15 protein-coding genes are annotated in these 15,018 nt (G+C 44.0%); 1 reads left to right on the top strand and 14 read right to left on the bottom strand.

Going from position 1 to position 15,018, the window contains the following annotated elements:
- The first annotated feature begins 156 nt into the window (after nt 1-156).
- Nucleotides 157-639 (top strand): META domain-containing protein, encoded by a 483-nt coding sequence (locus J4N22_RS18690; RefSeq protein WP_207497102.1) that lies wholly within the window; start codon nt 157-159, stop codon nt 637-639.
- A 3-nt stretch (nt 640-642) separates the two neighbouring features.
- Here the strand turns inward: J4N22_RS18690 and J4N22_RS18685 are convergent, their stop codons facing one another.
- The 14 genes from J4N22_RS18685 to J4N22_RS18620 all read right to left on the bottom strand — a co-directional run bounded on the left by J4N22_RS18685 (nt 643) and on the right by J4N22_RS18620 (nt 14,878).
- On the bottom strand, nt 643-1,470 hold the full coding sequence (locus J4N22_RS18685; protein ID WP_207497101.1) for an N-acetylmuramoyl-L-alanine amidase: 828 nt from the start codon (nt 1,468-1,470) through the stop codon (nt 643-645).
- Between the two features lie 131 nt (nt 1,471-1,601).
- Nucleotides 1,602-2,096, bottom strand: coding sequence for a hypothetical protein (locus J4N22_RS18680; RefSeq protein WP_207497100.1), 495 nt, complete (start codon nt 2,094-2,096; stop codon nt 1,602-1,604).
- A gap of 293 nt (nt 2,097-2,389) precedes the next feature.
- Nucleotides 2,390-2,959, bottom strand: coding sequence for a C40 family peptidase (locus J4N22_RS18675; protein WP_207497099.1), 570 nt, complete (start codon nt 2,957-2,959; stop codon nt 2,390-2,392).
- Between the two features lie 31 nt (nt 2,960-2,990).
- Nucleotides 2,991-3,818 (bottom strand): TIGR04290 family methyltransferase, encoded by an 828-nt coding sequence (locus J4N22_RS18670; RefSeq protein ID WP_207497098.1) that lies wholly within the window; start codon nt 3,816-3,818, stop codon nt 2,991-2,993.
- On the bottom strand, nt 3,767-4,873 hold the full coding sequence (locus J4N22_RS18665) for a CgeB family protein (RefSeq protein WP_207497097.1): 1,107 nt from the start codon (nt 4,871-4,873) through the stop codon (nt 3,767-3,769). The genes J4N22_RS18670 and J4N22_RS18665 overlap by 52 nt, the downstream gene beginning before the upstream one ends.
- Before the next feature lie 114 nt (nt 4,874-4,987).
- Nucleotides 4,988-6,070 carry a CgeB family protein gene (locus tag J4N22_RS18660; protein ID WP_207497096.1) on the bottom strand — a complete coding sequence of 361 codons (1,083 nt, stop codon included), beginning with the start codon at nt 6,068-6,070 and terminating at the stop codon, nt 4,988-4,990.
- 3 nt (nt 6,071-6,073) lie between these two features.
- Nucleotides 6,074-7,189 carry a CgeB family protein gene (locus J4N22_RS18655; protein ID WP_207497095.1) on the bottom strand — a complete coding sequence of 372 codons (1,116 nt, stop codon included), beginning with the start codon at nt 7,187-7,189 and terminating at the stop codon, nt 6,074-6,076.
- Nucleotides 7,186-8,304, bottom strand: a complete 1,119-nt coding sequence (locus J4N22_RS18650; RefSeq protein ID WP_207497094.1) for a glycosyltransferase family 4 protein — start codon at nt 8,302-8,304, stop codon at nt 7,186-7,188. The genes J4N22_RS18655 and J4N22_RS18650 overlap by 4 nt, the downstream gene beginning before the upstream one ends.
- On the bottom strand, nt 8,291-9,352 hold the full coding sequence (locus tag J4N22_RS18645) for a Gfo/Idh/MocA family protein (RefSeq protein WP_207497093.1): 1,062 nt from the start codon (nt 9,350-9,352) through the stop codon (nt 8,291-8,293). The genes J4N22_RS18650 and J4N22_RS18645 overlap by 14 nt, the downstream gene beginning before the upstream one ends.
- Before the next feature lie 174 nt (nt 9,353-9,526).
- Nucleotides 9,527-10,480, bottom strand: coding sequence for an MDR/zinc-dependent alcohol dehydrogenase-like family protein (locus tag J4N22_RS18640; RefSeq protein ID WP_207497092.1), 954 nt, complete (start codon nt 10,478-10,480; stop codon nt 9,527-9,529).
- Nucleotides 10,477-12,543, bottom strand: a complete 2,067-nt coding sequence (locus tag J4N22_RS18635) for an NAD-dependent epimerase/dehydratase family protein (protein ID WP_207497091.1) — start codon at nt 12,541-12,543, stop codon at nt 10,477-10,479. The genes J4N22_RS18640 and J4N22_RS18635 overlap by 4 nt, the downstream gene beginning before the upstream one ends.
- A 20-nt stretch (nt 12,544-12,563) precedes the next feature.
- A complete protein-coding gene (locus tag J4N22_RS18630; RefSeq protein ID WP_207497090.1) occupies nt 12,564-13,682 on the bottom strand; it encodes an SDR family NAD(P)-dependent oxidoreductase in 1,119 nt (372 codons plus the stop codon).
- A gap of 60 nt (nt 13,683-13,742) precedes the next feature.
- Nucleotides 13,743-14,453, bottom strand: coding sequence for an SDR family oxidoreductase (locus tag J4N22_RS18625; protein WP_207497089.1), 711 nt, complete (start codon nt 14,451-14,453; stop codon nt 13,743-13,745).
- Between the two features lie 65 nt (nt 14,454-14,518).
- On the bottom strand, nt 14,519-14,878 hold the full coding sequence (locus tag J4N22_RS18620) for a hypothetical protein (RefSeq protein WP_207497088.1): 360 nt from the start codon (nt 14,876-14,878) through the stop codon (nt 14,519-14,521).
- Nucleotides 14,879-15,018: the final 140 nt, after the last annotated feature.

Raw genomic sequence — 15,018 nt, 5'->3', positions numbered from 1 at the left:
GCAAAACTAGTTTTTTGTTGTTGAACTACAACCTGTCATCCGTCAGTGGAATTCTCGATGTGAGCTACACTAGTTGTAGTAAATGCTAAAGCTTATTTGAATATGAAGCTGACCCTATGGCAAAAAAATTGTGGCGCTTTTAAAAAATCTGGGGATATGAAAAGTCTATTGTTTACGGTAGCATTTGGTATCTTCTTTACTACCTGTAGTACTTCAGAAAATAATACCACTTCAGTTGGCGCCGAAGCCTTGGATACTCCTACTACAGCCATCAATAGCGAACAGCGTGATACGGCGCGTAAACCATCTGTATTATCAGGTGAGTGGCAACTTACTGCTATGCCTGGACATGCGAGCAACTGGAATAAGGTGCCTATCCTTCACCTGGATGTAGACTCGGCTGCTTTCTACGGCAATACAGGCTGCAATACAATAAGTGGCCGCTTCCTGGTACGCGGTGCCTCCATAACTTTTGATAATGAAATTATGACCACAAAAATGGCTTGTACAGGCGCTTATAAAGAGCAGGTGTTTCTTGATAATCTTTTACGTGTAAATAATTATTCCATTAACGACACTGCGCTGCACCTGCGCCAGCTGGATACGGTAAAGATGATTTTTAAAAGAAGGCCGATATAGTGGTTACAGAGCTTTTCGCATGACACTGTACAACAGTCGCTTCTCCTGTTCACTGAAAGTGGGTGGTGTACGCTCCATCGCGAAATATTTACGTTTAAAGGCCATAATAGCTGCTGTGCTGTCTTTTAAATCATACCCAATAACTTTAAGCGCCAGGAGGTGGTCAAAATTGGCGGGAATGGTATCTTTTGTCTCATCATACCATAAGCCAAAGCCGCGCTTTGCCAGCGTCTGCCATGGAAACAGGATACTTGGATCAACTTTGCGTGTGGGCGCTATATCAGCATGACCAATAAAATTGGCTGCAGGTATGTTGTGCCTGCGCTTCAGTGTGTCAAGCAACACCAGCAGACTATTGATCTGGACTTCCGGGAAAGGCTCCGTTCCATTGTTGTCGAGTTCTATACCGATTGAGGATGAATTGATATCGGTTACACTACCCCATTTTCCTACTCCTCCATGCCATGCACGTAAGTAATCATTCAGCATTTGATGTATTGTTCCATCGCGGCAAATAACATAATGCGCACTTACCTGTGTACTTGTAAGTGTGAACGTCTTCAGCGTTTGCTCGCAACTATTTTGTGCAGTGTGATGCAGAACAACGATGTTGGGTTTGCGCAAATTGAAATTAGTAGTTCCCACCCAATACGCTGGTGCAGGTTGCTGCCCGGAAATCAAAGCTGGCTCTTGTCGTATCTGTTGTGCCAGTTCTTTTGCCTGCTGTTTATACTGTTTGTTGGTAGCATAGTAGGGATGGCGCGTACATGAATACATGCTGCTAACAACTGCTACAATAGATACCAGGATTACTGTTCCGCGATTTGGCATAAGCTAAAATGATTGTTGAAACTACTTCAAAATAATGCCAGCCAATCATTCAGAGAGGAATGTGAATATGCTGAAAATAAAAAAGCCCTAATGCAAGAGCATAAAGGCTTTTTACACATTCTAAATATTGCCTATTTACGCATGTTTTCGTTTAGGTTAGATACTTCTACCTGGCCATCCTCGTTTACGAGGTAGATCTTAAAGTGAAGATTGTTGATGGTGAAGTAATCCTGTACTTTCTCAATGATTGCTCTATATCTTTCAGCATTTGGCAACGCCATCGCTATCTCAGCATTTTCATTAGAGTAGTATTTGCCAAAGTTTACAAACGAGCTGAACAATGCATCGCTAAACCAGTGTTTTGCCTGTGCAGTTGAATTGGTAGATTTTTGTGATGAACCTGTTTGTACCGCTTTAGCAGGAAAACCCTTTATCTCTATCACTTCTTTGGTAAAATACTTAGAAGCAATCACCACTTTTTCGCTTCTGTCTACTGCTTTGTCCTTATGAATTTTGTATCCATTCTCCTTCAAAAATCGAACAAGGCTACTCACTATAAACTCTTCAGAATACCAATGGTTGACGTCGGTAGTAGAAAGATGGTCAATGTAAAAATCTATTTCCATATGCAAAGAATTGTGTCAGTTCTATATACTCTTAAGACATCCAATTTAGGGGATGTGTTGCATAAAAAACAAACATTAATAATGCACATTGTGCAAAGAAATATTAAAAAAAATCTGCTGAATAAGCTAACTTAAAGAGAGCTCATCTATAACTGCTTGATTTTCTTCTAAACCCGCTACAGGATTAGGTTGTATAAAAATTTCTATTGCAACCAACGCTGGTTATACTTCTATTGTAATGTGGAAAAGTAGGTTTGGAAGCAATAGTTTTTCACTATCACGTAAGTGCAATTCTACAGCGAATCGTTCTGCTTAAAAATGCGGATAACTTTCACAAACCTGCTCATGTAATAATCATTCAGCGGAGTGATGGTAACACCGTGCGCTTTGCCTGAAGTAGAATGGATAAATGCCTTTTCTGTACCACCCGAAGTGATCAATCCCATATGTCCTACTTCGTGCACTGAAGAGTCCGTGCCGGTGAAAAGGATGAGATCACCTGGCTTTGCATCCGCCAGCGGCACTTCGTATTCTACATTGGTAAAACCAACTGAAGAACGTGGTACCTGTATATGAAAATGGCTGAAAACATAGTGTATGAAACCAGAACAATCAAAACCTTTAGCCGGATCGTTAGATGCATACTGATAAGGTGTTCCAATCAGTGTTTTGGCAAACTCAACTACTTCGGCGGGAGTGGTATTTCCTGTCCTGATTGTCTTCTCGTCAGGTATATACAGATCTTCCTTGATGGTATCTTCTGACGGAGTGGTGTCAAATGTATCTGTGATAGCTATTCGTGGCTCTTCTTGCTGGTTGCAAGAGAGTAAGAATAACAGGAATATAGAAACCAACAACTTCATTGGAAGCTGTTGGCAAAAACCTAACCAAGGGTTATTCCTTTCTTTTCACTTTAACATCTAAAAGCTCTGTGTAATCCTGTCCAATGGCCGAGAGGTATTCTGAGTGGTTCCATGTTTTGGCAACATTGGTAAAAGCATCGTCTGGTTGCGCAATGTATATTTCATGACCAGGCATAGAAGTTACCTTCATGCCACAGGTGCGTAGCATAGCCAGTATACATGCATGGTTAGGTGTAAACCAGTTAGTAACATCACCGGCAAATTTGCTTTCAATAAATGCCATTTTCGGCCATCCTTGTTTCAGCATTTTGTTACGTTGCGTTACTTCTATGTTCTCTTCATAAACAATATCATCGCCAGGCATGGTAAGCGTTTGAAACACCATCATCTTCTTTACCTTTTGAGCCACTATATCAAGCGCCAGCATTGGGTAGCGAAGGTGATAGAACACACCCATAAAGATTATGATATCGAAGCTCCTTTTCAGCTTTGCAAGATCATACACCTGCATTTGCCTGAACTTTACTTTGTCTTCTAATCCTAATGTTTTAGCGGCCCATTTTGCCTGCTTTAAATAATGCGGATCGAGATCAATACCAAGAACAGTTGCACCTCTTTTAGCCAATTCAAATGAATAGAAACCAGCATTACAACCAATGTCCAAAGCAGTCATGCCGTCCAGGTTTTGAGGAATGCTGTCCTTTACCTGGTCCCACTTAAATTTTGGGAAGTCGCCGAAGTAATGACCCGGTGCAGTTTGTATGCCACCAGGTAAATGAAGATTATGAAACCAAGGCTTTAATGATTCTACTTTGCTTCTAAGTTTCTCTGTTGAGACGGCTGTACCTGCTGTTGGCATATTGCTTCTTTGTAATAGATTTCTAATTCAGTTGCCCTGTGTTCAGCAGTATGCAGTTGAAGTACTTTTCTTCGTGCATTCTCACCAATTGCCTTACGTTGTTCATCACTAATCTCTGTTAAGTACTTTATGGTATCTGCTGCCGAAGATGCTAACAAAATTTCAGTGCCAGCTTCAAAAATGGTTTCTATTCCATCCCATACATCGCTGATGATAGGCGTACCACAAGCTGCAGCTTCAAACAAACGAACACTTGGTGAATAACCTGCTTTGATCATATCAGCTCGTGTGATGTTCATGGTAAACCGCTGGCTATTGTAAAACTTGCGATGCGCTGCTGGTGGCAGGTGCTCTATGCGTTCTACGTTTTGTGGCCAATCAATGGTGGAAGGATATTGCGGTCCTGCAACTACAAAACGTTGATCAGTTAAACACCTGGCAGCATCCGTCATCAGCTTGTCCAGAGGAGGTTGGCGGTCATCGCTATAGGTGCCAAGGTAACCAAGGTCCCACTGCATTTCCTGCTCTTCAGGATAATACAATTCAGGATCAAATGAACAGTAGAAAGGCCGCGCCATAGGTGAGCCATACACTTCTTCTAATTTGGTTAGTGTAGGTCCGCCGGTAAATGACAGGTAGATATTGTACTGCGGAATGAGGTCCGGGTGCAGGTATTCGTAATCTCCTTTTTCAAGCTTGGCCAGCGTAACCGGCGTATCAATATCATAGAATGCAGTTACACCTTCTGCAGTATCTACTACCCATTGTCCTACCTGTACTCCTTCGGGTACATACGATCCCACAATAACAAGATCCGCCTGCTGTACCGCTGTTTCATACTTCACCTTTATTTCATCAAGGCTATTGTATAAAATGGTTTTACCAAATGGCGGATTGGGCATATCCCTGTTAGAGGCATACCAAGGCATATCACGTTCAAGAAAAGTAACGTCATGACCTTTTTTATGTAGTTCTCTTACAAGACCACGAAAGGTGGTAGCATGGCCATTTCCCCAGGAAGAAGTTATGGATAGCCCAAGTATTACGATGTTCATTATAAAATGAAAAATGAAAAATGAAAAATAAAAAAGCCGATTTCATGTCAACATTCAAAGTCATCAAAAAAACTTTATGCTCTTTCGTGACCTTTGGGGTTTGATGATTCCCACCTACACTCCTGCAGTTGTGAATTCTCTTGCAAAGATCTTATCCAGCTCCTCTGCACGGTGTGTGTAGGTATGCTTTTCCAGTACCTTCTTGAGTGCCGCCTGTCCTATCTCCTTTGCTTTTTCTTCAGTTAAATGAGAAATGATATCACGCACATCATCACCACTAGTTGCCACCAGTATTTCTTTTCCTGGTTCAAAAAAGAAATCAATACCTATCCAATAATCAGTAATGATACATGCGCCGGCTCCCGCTGCTTCAAACACACGTGTGGCTGGAGAGAAACCGTATTTCGCCATACTATCGCGGCTAATGTTCAATACAGCTTTTGGTGAGCAATTCAGCGCATTGTGATCTTTGGTATACACATGACCTATGTAGTTGATGTTGGATGACATCGGCTTGTCGTGCCAGCCATTTCCGCCTAAAATAAAACGTTGCGATGGCAGTTGTTCTGCCACTTGTAAAAAGAAATCTTCTACACGTTTTTCTCTATCAGGTAAACGATTTCCAAGAAAAGCCAGGTCACCAGCAAAACGCTCTTCTTTATCAACCGGGTGATGCGTAGATGGATCTAGTGCGTTATAAATAGGAAAGCAATTTTTTGCACCTAATGACTTGTATGCATTCACTACAGGATCGCCTCCACCATAGGTAAGTATCATATCGTACTGCGGTATCAGTTCTGCGAAGTAGTCATTGTCATTGTACATCACACGATCCAGTGTAGCAGGTGCATCCACATCCCAGAAGATGACGATCTTATTCTTTAATCGAAGTGCAGCTACTTCTTTCTCCAACAGCTCATCATTTACACCTACACCACTTGTTTTGATAATAACATCTGCATGCATTGCATCTTCCAGCGCCTTGTATACTTCTTCCTCCTGCGGCTGGTACACCTTTATAGTTGCCCATGATGGATCGTCTATGTCGCGGTTTTTTTGACGATCGTAAGCATCAGGTTCGTAGAAGGTAATGCTGTGGCCTCTTTCATTCATGGCCCTGATGATGCCGCGGTAATAAGTGGCTGCACCATTCCAATAAGCTGATACAAGGCTCGATCCGAAGAATGCAAATTTCATAGGTTATGCAGTTGTAAGTGTTGAAATATTGTTCACGTTTAGCTCTTCGCATATTGCATACAGTTCATCTACACGATGAGCGCAGGTATGGCGTTTCTGTATAGTTTGTAAAGCATGGCTTGTCAGCTCCTCTACCTGTGCATCGTCTGACAAAATACTTTTTATGTGACTGATCATTTCCGCTTTGTTGGTAGCAGTAAGAAAATCAACACCAGGCGTGAAGAGGTTTTCTACATCATTCCACGGAGCAGAGATCATAGGTATACCACAAGCCATAGCTTCAAACGGGCGGATGGTAGGAATGCCCGGCAGAGACTCTACATAAGGCCTCCGCGGTACATGCGCAGTAAAACGATATTTAGAAAATACCTCTGGTGCTTTAAAATTGGGCAGCCAGCCACCATACTCAATGCCTGCATCGGCAAGTGCCTGCAGTGCATGATCAGGATAGCGAACGCCATATATCTTAGCCTTTAGCTTCAGCTCTTTTATTGGCTCAATAATAAATTCATGCAGCTCCTTGGTGCGTTCATCATCGCCCCAGTTGCCTATCCATACAAAATCACCTTCGTAACCATCAGAGGCCAAGGGTTTAAAAACATTGGTATCAGCAGCTTCGTGCCATGTCCATGCCTTCTTTGTCCAGCCCTGCTCCAGGTAGATTTTGCGTATTACTTCACCATAAGCGAGTACGCCATCAAAATGGGTAAGATCATATGCTTTCATACTTTCTCTTTCGGATACAGCACGATGGTGTGTATCGTGGAAGAGCAGCTTGAAGTTGTGCTTCTGTTTTGCCTCACCTATTGATTTCACCAGCGCATGATCACTCCACTCGTGAACAATCACAAGATCAGCATCACCAAGTACTTCATCAAGGTTGATGGTAGCAGGATCGTAGGCTATACTATTTATGAGCGGGTAGTGTTGATGAAACTCCTGTATCACCTCTTCACAATAATCGTTGACCAAATTGGCAAGGCTCCAGCCATTCTTTGGCTCGTAGATCTTTACATCGTTGCCTCTTTCTACTAGTTCTGTTGCCACTCCACGCAGGAAGTGTGCATTACCATGGTTCCAATCGCTTAGTAGCGAGTGGTAAAACATTACTATGTTCATGATGCAGCTTTTGCTTCTGTTGATTGATGTAGTTGTATATGTTGCTGGTAAACCTGCATATATTGCCGGGCCATAGCAGCAGGAGTGAACTGTTGCGCATGTGCAAATGCTTTAGAAGCATATTCTTCTAAAAGCATTTTGTTGCTCATAAGATTGTTGATGCAATCAGCCAATGCTTCTTCATTATCAGTTGGCACATATACGGCATTGTCCTGCCATACTTCCCGCAGTGAAGGAATATCTCCCAGCACCAGTGCACAACCAGAAAGAGCGGCTTCTAATGCAGACAGACCAAATGGTTCATACTTCGCCGGCAGAACATATATAGATGCTGTAGAAAGCGCTTTAGAAATATCGGTGCTGTTAAGCTTACCCAGGTACTCTACATGCGGGTTGTATACATCCGTTACATTATGTTCAAAAGCAGCTTCACCAGCAATCTTTATCGGGTAGTTGATGTTTTTTGCCGCCTGTACCAACAGCTTTACATTCTTAGCTTCATCCCAAATGCGACCCATGCTAAAGATGGTCTCTTGCTTTTGCGCCCTGCTAAAAAGCTGCGGCTGCCGTGCATTGTAGATGACCTGCTTGTTTGTTTGAGGCGCGTAGATATTGGTAACAAAATCCATCATAGCACTGGATGGAGCTACCACCAGGGTTGCTTTTTCTAATCCACTTTTTACCCTGAAGAAGTATTCGTTCCACTCAGCTGGCGGATCATCATTTTTTACTGAAATGAACCATGAATAAACATCGGAATGAGCTACCATAACAACTGGCGCTTTCCATGCTAAAGATCCATAAGCATAACAATTCAGGTGAATGATATCAGGCTGTAAATCGTTTTCCAACTGGAGCAGGTAATCACCGCTTTCGTCTATATCGCGCCACGGGTTCTCCATCCATTCCAGCAGGTAATCCGTCTCATACACTTTTACATTGCTCAAGGCAATCACCTCATCCCACTGCCATGGCGCCAGGCGCGCACCTGTGGTTACCAATGCTACCTGCACATTGTGAGGAGCTAAGGCTTTACATAATTCCATGCTGTACGTCCACACGCCGCCAACGGTGTCGGCGGTCATCAATACCTTGATTGGTTTATTTTCTTCCATATATCCTGTCTAGTATTTCTGCTGATTGTAAATATTCTTTTGCCTGCTCATTAAAAGCATTGCTTGATGAAAGTTGTTCTATCCATTTTACAAGGGCTCTTCCTCCCCATGCATCAGGGGGCGAGGCTAAAACTTCTGTTTTGGTACCCCAAAAACGAGCGGCTTCAAAGTCGTAAAATGAGCCATTGATGTTGCGCATCGTTACGCCACCATTGGTGCCATAGAAGGTTGCTTCTATCACAGCTTCCTGTCCTGCCTGCAGGTTCCATGAACAGTTGAGTTTAGCAACCGTGCCATTAGCAAGGTCCATGGTAACAGCAGCAAAATCCTCTACTTCATTTTTTCCTTTAACAGGTGTACCCTTAGCATACAGCCTGCTGTCTACTTTATCTACAGCAGGAAATTGTAGTCCTACAAGCATCAGGTCCACCAGGTGAATACCAAGATCGAGTACACAACCACCGCCTGATTGATTCATATTGTAGAACCATGGCTTATCAGGGCCATAGGCATTATGAAAAGTGAGATCAACAGAGAAGATGTTGCCTAGTTCACCGGAATGAAGTATGGGCAGGATGGCTTGCCATGCTGCAGTGTAGCGGTACGAAAAATCGGCGCCTAATAATCTGTTTGCTTTGGTTGCGGCCCATACTACGGCGTGTACTTCTGTGCCGTCTCTGCCTAATGGCTTCTGGCAGAAAACAGCTTTGTTATGTTCAAACGCCTGTACTGCCTGCTGCTTGTGTAATGCACTAGGTGTGGCTATAACTACAGCGTCCACTGCAGGATCAGCCAGTATCTCTTCAAAAGATTGTGTTGTCTTGCAGCCGGGAACAATTTTGCCTGCTTCTTCCAAACATTGTTCAGAAGGATCGGAGATGAGTGTTACTTCAGCAAGCCCACTATCTACAGCGGCTTGCAAGCGGTTGCGGCCAATCCAGCCTACGCCCACAAAGGCTAGTTTGGGTTTGGCAGTTGCTGCAGGTACTGAAGCAACTACATTTTCGCTTTCAGTTATGTTTGGTTCAAATAAGGTTGCAGTCGACATGTAGGATGATTTAGGTTTGTTTCTGCTGATATAAGATATGCTGTACAAGTGTGCGACGCAAGGATGCTGAGTAAAGAATTATTAGCTGATCTCAACAACCGTGTTAGGATTGAAAGATGTGTGAACTAATCATCACGTTTCCTAGCAATCCTTCCAATTACTGCAATCGTGGTTCTACAGCGTAATGATTGCTTTCATGAAACCGTCGGGTCGTGCAGAAGTTTTTTTGAAACCCTCCGCCAGTTGATCCATTGATAGTAGATCTGTGTAAAGTGCACCAGGTTGAATGACGCCATTTTCTACCGCGGTAACAGCCTGTTGCATACCGTGCAGGTAGCGTTCAGGTTTACGCTCATGTGCGTTGATCACATCAATCCCCTTCCAGTTCCACTTTTGCATGTTTACCTGGCGCAGACCATCCTGGTGGTAACCAGCTATGATGAGGCGACCACCTTCGCTTACTATTTCGGTAGCTACATCAATGGCTTCCTGTTTGCCGGTAGCCTCTATAACGCGGTCGCAAAAAGCACCACCAGTTAGTTCGGATATTTTGTTAGAAACCTCCCAAGTGGCAGTTAAAGGAATGAGCTCATCAGCTCCATATTGTTTTGCATAATCCAACGAATATTGCCGGCGTGAAATAGCAATGACTTTGGCGCCTGCATGTTTTGCCAGCTGGCAAAGCAGCGCACCAAGAAAACCAATTCCAATAACAGCAACGGTGTCACCGGCTTTTATATCGCTGCGCTCAAAGATATTCATGGCACATCCCAAAGGCTCACCAGGAAAAGGTTTGCCCTGTAAGGAAGCTGGAAGTTTTACAAGTGAATTCTCATTGGTAACATCATATTCTGCATAGGCATGACCGGAAAGAAAGGCAACATGATCACCGGTCTTTACTGTACGCACCTCGTCGCCTATGGCTTCTACCAGGCCCCAGCCTTCGTGACCGGGACTGCCGGGAGCAACAGGATATTGAAACCATTCTCTTCCCTCCCATAACGGAAGGCTGGATGCGCAGATGCCACAACCAGCTACCTGTACAAGTACTTCATTGGGTTGTATGGCAGGCTTAGCGGTTGTTTTTAATTCAAAGGATCCGGGGTTGGTTAAAACAGCAGCAATCATTTAACTACGGTAAGTTTGGTTGAAGGGTTATGTAATTTCTTAACGGGTGCTTTGGCTTTGCGCGGAACGTCTGCATTTTCCTGCAGCCAGTCGTACAAACGTTTGATACCTTCTGTAGTGCTAAAGGCTGGTGTCCACCCGGTTGCTTTTGTAAACTTGTTGAAGTCAGACACATAATACTTCTGGTCGCTTGGTCTCCAATCGTCGAACTTCACTTCTGGTTTTTTGCCAGAGATTGTTCCTATCAGGTCTACCAGTTCCAACAGGCTAATGGTATTTTCTACACCACCACCCATATTGAACGCGTTGCCGGTTATGCTGTCGATGTTTTCCTGTGCCAGCAGGAATGCGTTCACCAGGTCTTCAACAAACAGGATATCTCGTACTTGTTTGCCATCGCCGTACAAAGTGATCGGCTTGCCTTTTAGCGCCTGGATGAGGAAGTGCGCCACCCATCCCTGGTCTTCTGTTCCAAACTGGTGTGGACCGTAAATACAGCTCATGCGGAATACGACAGTCTTAAGTCCAAAGGTTCTTGCGTAGTCTAAAATGTATTGATCGGCTACACCCTTTGTACAACCATAAGGGCTGTGGAAGTCAAGTATTCTTTCTTCGCTTATACCATGCTTACGGAAGTGCAGGTTCTCCGGGTGGTAGCGGGTACCGTTCATAATGATGCCCAGGTCGTGCAGGTCGCCGTACACTTTATTGGTAGAGGTAAATACAATTGGCGGTTGATGTGCTGAACGGCGGATGGCTTCCAGCAGGTTGAGCGTGCCTTGTGCATTCACTTCAAAATCATGGAAAGGATCTGTAAGGCTGGATGTAACCGCCACCTGCGCTGCAAAATGGAAAACCATATCGGCACCTTGTACAGCCGCGGTCACTGAGGCACGATCGCGTATATCAGCAACCATGATCTGCAGCTTGTCGCCATGCTTTTCTTTTAGCCAGAAAAGGTTGTTCTGAACACCGGCACGCGATAGATTATCAAGAACCATAACTGGCTTGCCGGATGATAAAATTTTATCAGCCACGTTGGTACCTACAAAACCGGCACCGCCTGTTATTAATGTATATTTTTCTTCTGGAGGCTTGCCTACGATATGTTCTGTCATCCACTGGTACTTCTTCAGGCCTTCAATACCCTTAGCAGCCAGCATGGTGAACAGCAACTTAGCAGAGCCATCGGCATGTTGCATTCCGAAATAATATTCGCGTTCGTCTAAATGGAAGCGGTCTACAGCAGCCATTTCTGGAGAAAGATCACGCAAGCCGTACCAGTACATACGAGGCGCACCAGCTTCTGCAGCGGAAATAAATTCCTTCATCTGCTTCTTCTCGTTCTTTTGCCATGTAGAAAAACCGGCTTCTGTTATCCAAAGTTCTGCTTTACAATTATTCTCGTCAAGCACACGCTGTATCTTCTGTAGTTCGGGCTGCCATCCTTCCCAGTTGTAATCAAATACATCAGGGAAACCATGTACACCTACCACATCAATGTATTGCATCAGGTTTTTGCGAAACATCTGTTGCATCCAGTTTGGATCGATAGGGCTCATGCCGCCGAGGACGGTTTTCTTGCCGCATTGTTTAGCCCAATTAGCAGCTGCGCCAATCATGGTACAAAAGATGTCCCAATCAGGATCTATTGTAAAGTCGTATTCGGCAGTATTATTAGGCTCGTTCCAAAGCTCTACATAAGTGAAATACTGGCCGTATTCGCTGATGATCCTATCTACAAAATCCGCATAATCACGTGGATTTTGCGGAGGAGCAGATGATTTAGGTTTAACGGCAATGGATGGCGGTGTATACAGGATACAAGGCAGGATCTCTACTTTGTTGCCAATTGTCTTGAACAGCCAGTCATACCACTCTTTGCCGTTTGGACGATGATAATCTGCCCATGATATATTAGTGCGTAAAAGGTTTATTCCAAGCTTGTCGAGGTCGGCAAGCGTACGCTCCACTTCTTCGTATTGATTTATATGAAACCATTGAACCACCCCTACTTTTCCAGGCATGGTGCCGTTTATTTTGTTTACGGTGTTGTCTAACATACGGGTTTTGATTTAATGGATTAAACAGTAAGTCCCCTGGCAGCTAATTCATTACTTGCCTCGTTTACCTTGTCTTCAGCTGTTTGTCCTTCCAGCCATTGAGCCAGCTCTTCCAGCCCGTTTTCCAAAGTAATTTGTGGTTCGTAACCCAGAATTTCTTTTGCCTTGGTTATATCAGAATAACAATGCCTGATATCGCCTACGCGATATTTACCTGTTATAAGTGGTTTGATATGTTCTTTGTTCATAACAGCTGACATGCGTTCAGCTATTTCAGTAATAGTATATGAATTGCCACTGCCTACGTTGAAGACCTCATCATCCGCCTCAGGAACTTCCATAGCAAGGCGTGAGGCACGGGCAATATCAGATACATGCACAAAATCACGTTTCTGGTTGCCGTCTTCAAATATCATTGGCGAATTGTTATTGAGCAGGCGGGAAGCAAATATGGCCAACACGCCAGTGTATGGGTTTGAAAGGGCTTGCCTTGTACCATATACATTGAAGAAACGTAGCGCTGTAGTTGGAATGTTATATGCTTTACCCAGCAGCAGGCAAAGGCGCTCCTGGTCGTATTTGCTCAAAGCATAAACTGAAGAAAGGCAAGGTTGTTTTGTTTCAGGCGTAGGAAAAGGATTAAGAACGGTTCCTTTTGCGTCGCGTACTTCCCATAGTCCTTGCTTTAGCTGGTCCAGTTTACGCTCCAGCCCAGTTTTGATGGCTCCAGATGCATCTTTATACAAACCTTCGCCATAGATACTCATGCTTGATGCTACCACCAGTTTTTCCACCGGGTTGTTCATCAGGGCTTCCATGAGTACTGCTGTACCTATATTATTTACATCAGTGTACTCTTTTACTTCGTACATACTCTGACCTACACCCACCATAGCTGCATAATGATATACTGCATCTACTCCTTTTAGCGCCTGCTTCACTTTTTCCGGGTCGCGCACATCACCCACTACCAATTCTACGTCAGGGTCCAGGTATTCGGGTCTTTCACAATTCTTGCCATGAACCTGTTCACTCAGGTTGTCCAGCACTCTTACTTGGTATCCTTTTTCTAATAGTTCGTCGGCAAGGTGAGATCCAATAAAGCCGGCGCCCCCGGTAATCAGTATTTTTTTACTCATCTATAATGGTTGTTTAGCAGGTTCTTCTACTACCTCTAAAAAATCGTTCCACGTTGTAAATCAAGGCACTTGGAGGATAGGCCGGAGTTCAATATAATTCAGTACCTGCGCAGGTTTGAGGGAAATTGCATACAGAACAGCTTCTGCTACTTCAGCCGGATCGAGCGCTCCAAGGCCGATAGATTCCACATCTAGCTGGCCGCTCTCCAGGTTGCTGAAGAAGCCTGTGTCCACCACGCCGGGGGCTATCACTGTTATGCGTGCTTTTCCCTTCGTTTCTAAGCGTAAGGTTTCAGCAATCATATTAACAGCAGCTTTGGTAGCAGCGTATACGCCACCATATTCGTAAGCACTTTTTGCAGCAATAGAAGAAATGAAAATAATATTGGCAGGCTCTGTACCAGAGGTGAGAGCAGGAAGAAAACTGCGAAGGATACGCAGGGTGCCGGTGATGTTCAGGTCTATTACACGTGCCCACTTTTCCGGGTCTCCCTCACCCAGCTTCTCATGAATTCCTTTGCCGGCATTACAAACAAGGATGCTTGGAACACCCAGCTCGTGCACCTTGCTATACAGCGCGTTCACACTAGCTGCGTTGGTTACATCGGTAGGTACAAAATGATAACCGGGCAAAGAAGGAGGATCTGGTGGAGCAACAATATCTGCATTCACTACTATAGTGCCTTCACCTAGCAGGGCGGCAGCAATTGCTTTCCCTATGCCCGAGCTGGCGCCTGTTACAATAGCAAGTTTGTTTTGGATCAAATGCATCTAATCTTAAGGTAAACATTTATATGAAAAGGGAGGAATAGCTGTAAAAGAAAAGCCTATGATGATCACAGGCTTTCGTTATTTATATCCTCCGGGTTATTTTCAGGAGGCGTTCGTTCTCCATCTTTCATAAAGCTCCAGTCTTTCTTGTCTTTGTTATCATCATGAGCCATTTCCTCTGGCGAAGGATCCTTTATGTATTGTTCTGCTTCTTCAGGAATGATAGACTCACCTATGCCTCCGCGTTCCTGGGCATCTTCCCATTTAGCGCTTTGCTCACTTATACCTTCATCGCGTTTTACAATGGGTGTTTCTATTTTTAGCCCCACTTCACTTTGTTGGCCCGGGTCTATCGGAAGGTATTTGTCATCATCGGTTGATTTTGACAAATTTTGTTTGTCTCCTGCATCTTGTTTGTCAAGCATAATTCAAGTTTTCGTACAGGTTTTCCTGCGTAAAAAATATGCCAAAGGATATTAGATTTAGCAATTGTGGATTTTAGATTTATGGTCACCAGGCATCATCAGTATTAGAAATCCAGCATCCAAACCCGAAATCAGCCGCA

This window comes from Aridibaculum aurantiacum, assembly GCF_017355875.1.
GTDB classification, from domain to species: Bacteria; Bacteroidota; Bacteroidia; order Chitinophagales; family Chitinophagaceae; genus Segetibacter; species Segetibacter aurantiacus.
Note: the sequence above shows the minus strand (reverse complement) of the source record. Positions and strands in the feature narration are given on the sequence as shown.

Excerpts from the sequence above, each read along its gene's own strand:
- J4N22_RS18690 (WP_207497102.1), top strand. The coding sequence starts at position 157 with ATGAAAAGTCTATTGTTTACGGTAGCATTTGGTATCTTCTTTACTACC.
- J4N22_RS18685 (WP_207497101.1), bottom strand. The coding sequence starts at position 1,470 with ATGCCAAATCGCGGAACAGTAATCCTGGTATCTATTGTAGCAGTTGTT.
- J4N22_RS18680 (WP_207497100.1), bottom strand. The coding sequence starts at position 2,096 with ATGGAAATAGATTTTTACATTGACCATCTTTCTACTACCGACGTCAAC.
- J4N22_RS18675 (WP_207497099.1), bottom strand. The coding sequence starts at position 2,959 with ATGAAGTTGTTGGTTTCTATATTCCTGTTATTCTTACTCTCTTGCAAC.
- J4N22_RS18670 (WP_207497098.1), bottom strand. The coding sequence starts at position 3,818 with ATGCCAACAGCAGGTACAGCCGTCTCAACAGAGAAACTTAGAAGCAAA.
- J4N22_RS18665 (WP_207497097.1), bottom strand. The coding sequence starts at position 4,873 with ATGAACATCGTAATACTTGGGCTATCCATAACTTCTTCCTGGGGAAAT.
- J4N22_RS18660 (WP_207497096.1), bottom strand. The coding sequence starts at position 6,070 with ATGAAATTTGCATTCTTCGGATCGAGCCTTGTATCAGCTTATTGGAAT.
- J4N22_RS18655 (WP_207497095.1), bottom strand. The coding sequence starts at position 7,189 with ATGAACATAGTAATGTTTTACCACTCGCTACTAAGCGATTGGAACCAT.
- J4N22_RS18650 (WP_207497094.1), bottom strand. The coding sequence starts at position 8,304 with ATGGAAGAAAATAAACCAATCAAGGTATTGATGACCGCCGACACCGTT.
- J4N22_RS18645 (WP_207497093.1), bottom strand. The coding sequence starts at position 9,352 with ATGTCGACTGCAACCTTATTTGAACCAAACATAACTGAAAGCGAAAAT.
- J4N22_RS18640 (WP_207497092.1), bottom strand. The coding sequence starts at position 10,480 with ATGATTGCTGCTGTTTTAACCAACCCCGGATCCTTTGAATTAAAAACA.
- J4N22_RS18635 (WP_207497091.1), bottom strand. The coding sequence starts at position 12,543 with ATGTTAGACAACACCGTAAACAAAATAAACGGCACCATGCCTGGAAAA.
- J4N22_RS18630 (WP_207497090.1), bottom strand. The coding sequence starts at position 13,682 with ATGAGTAAAAAAATACTGATTACCGGGGGCGCCGGCTTTATTGGATCT.
- J4N22_RS18625 (WP_207497089.1), bottom strand. The coding sequence starts at position 14,453 with ATGCATTTGATCCAAAACAAACTTGCTATTGTAACAGGCGCCAGCTCG.
- J4N22_RS18620 (WP_207497088.1), bottom strand. The coding sequence starts at position 14,878 with ATGCTTGACAAACAAGATGCAGGAGACAAACAAAATTTGTCAAAATCA.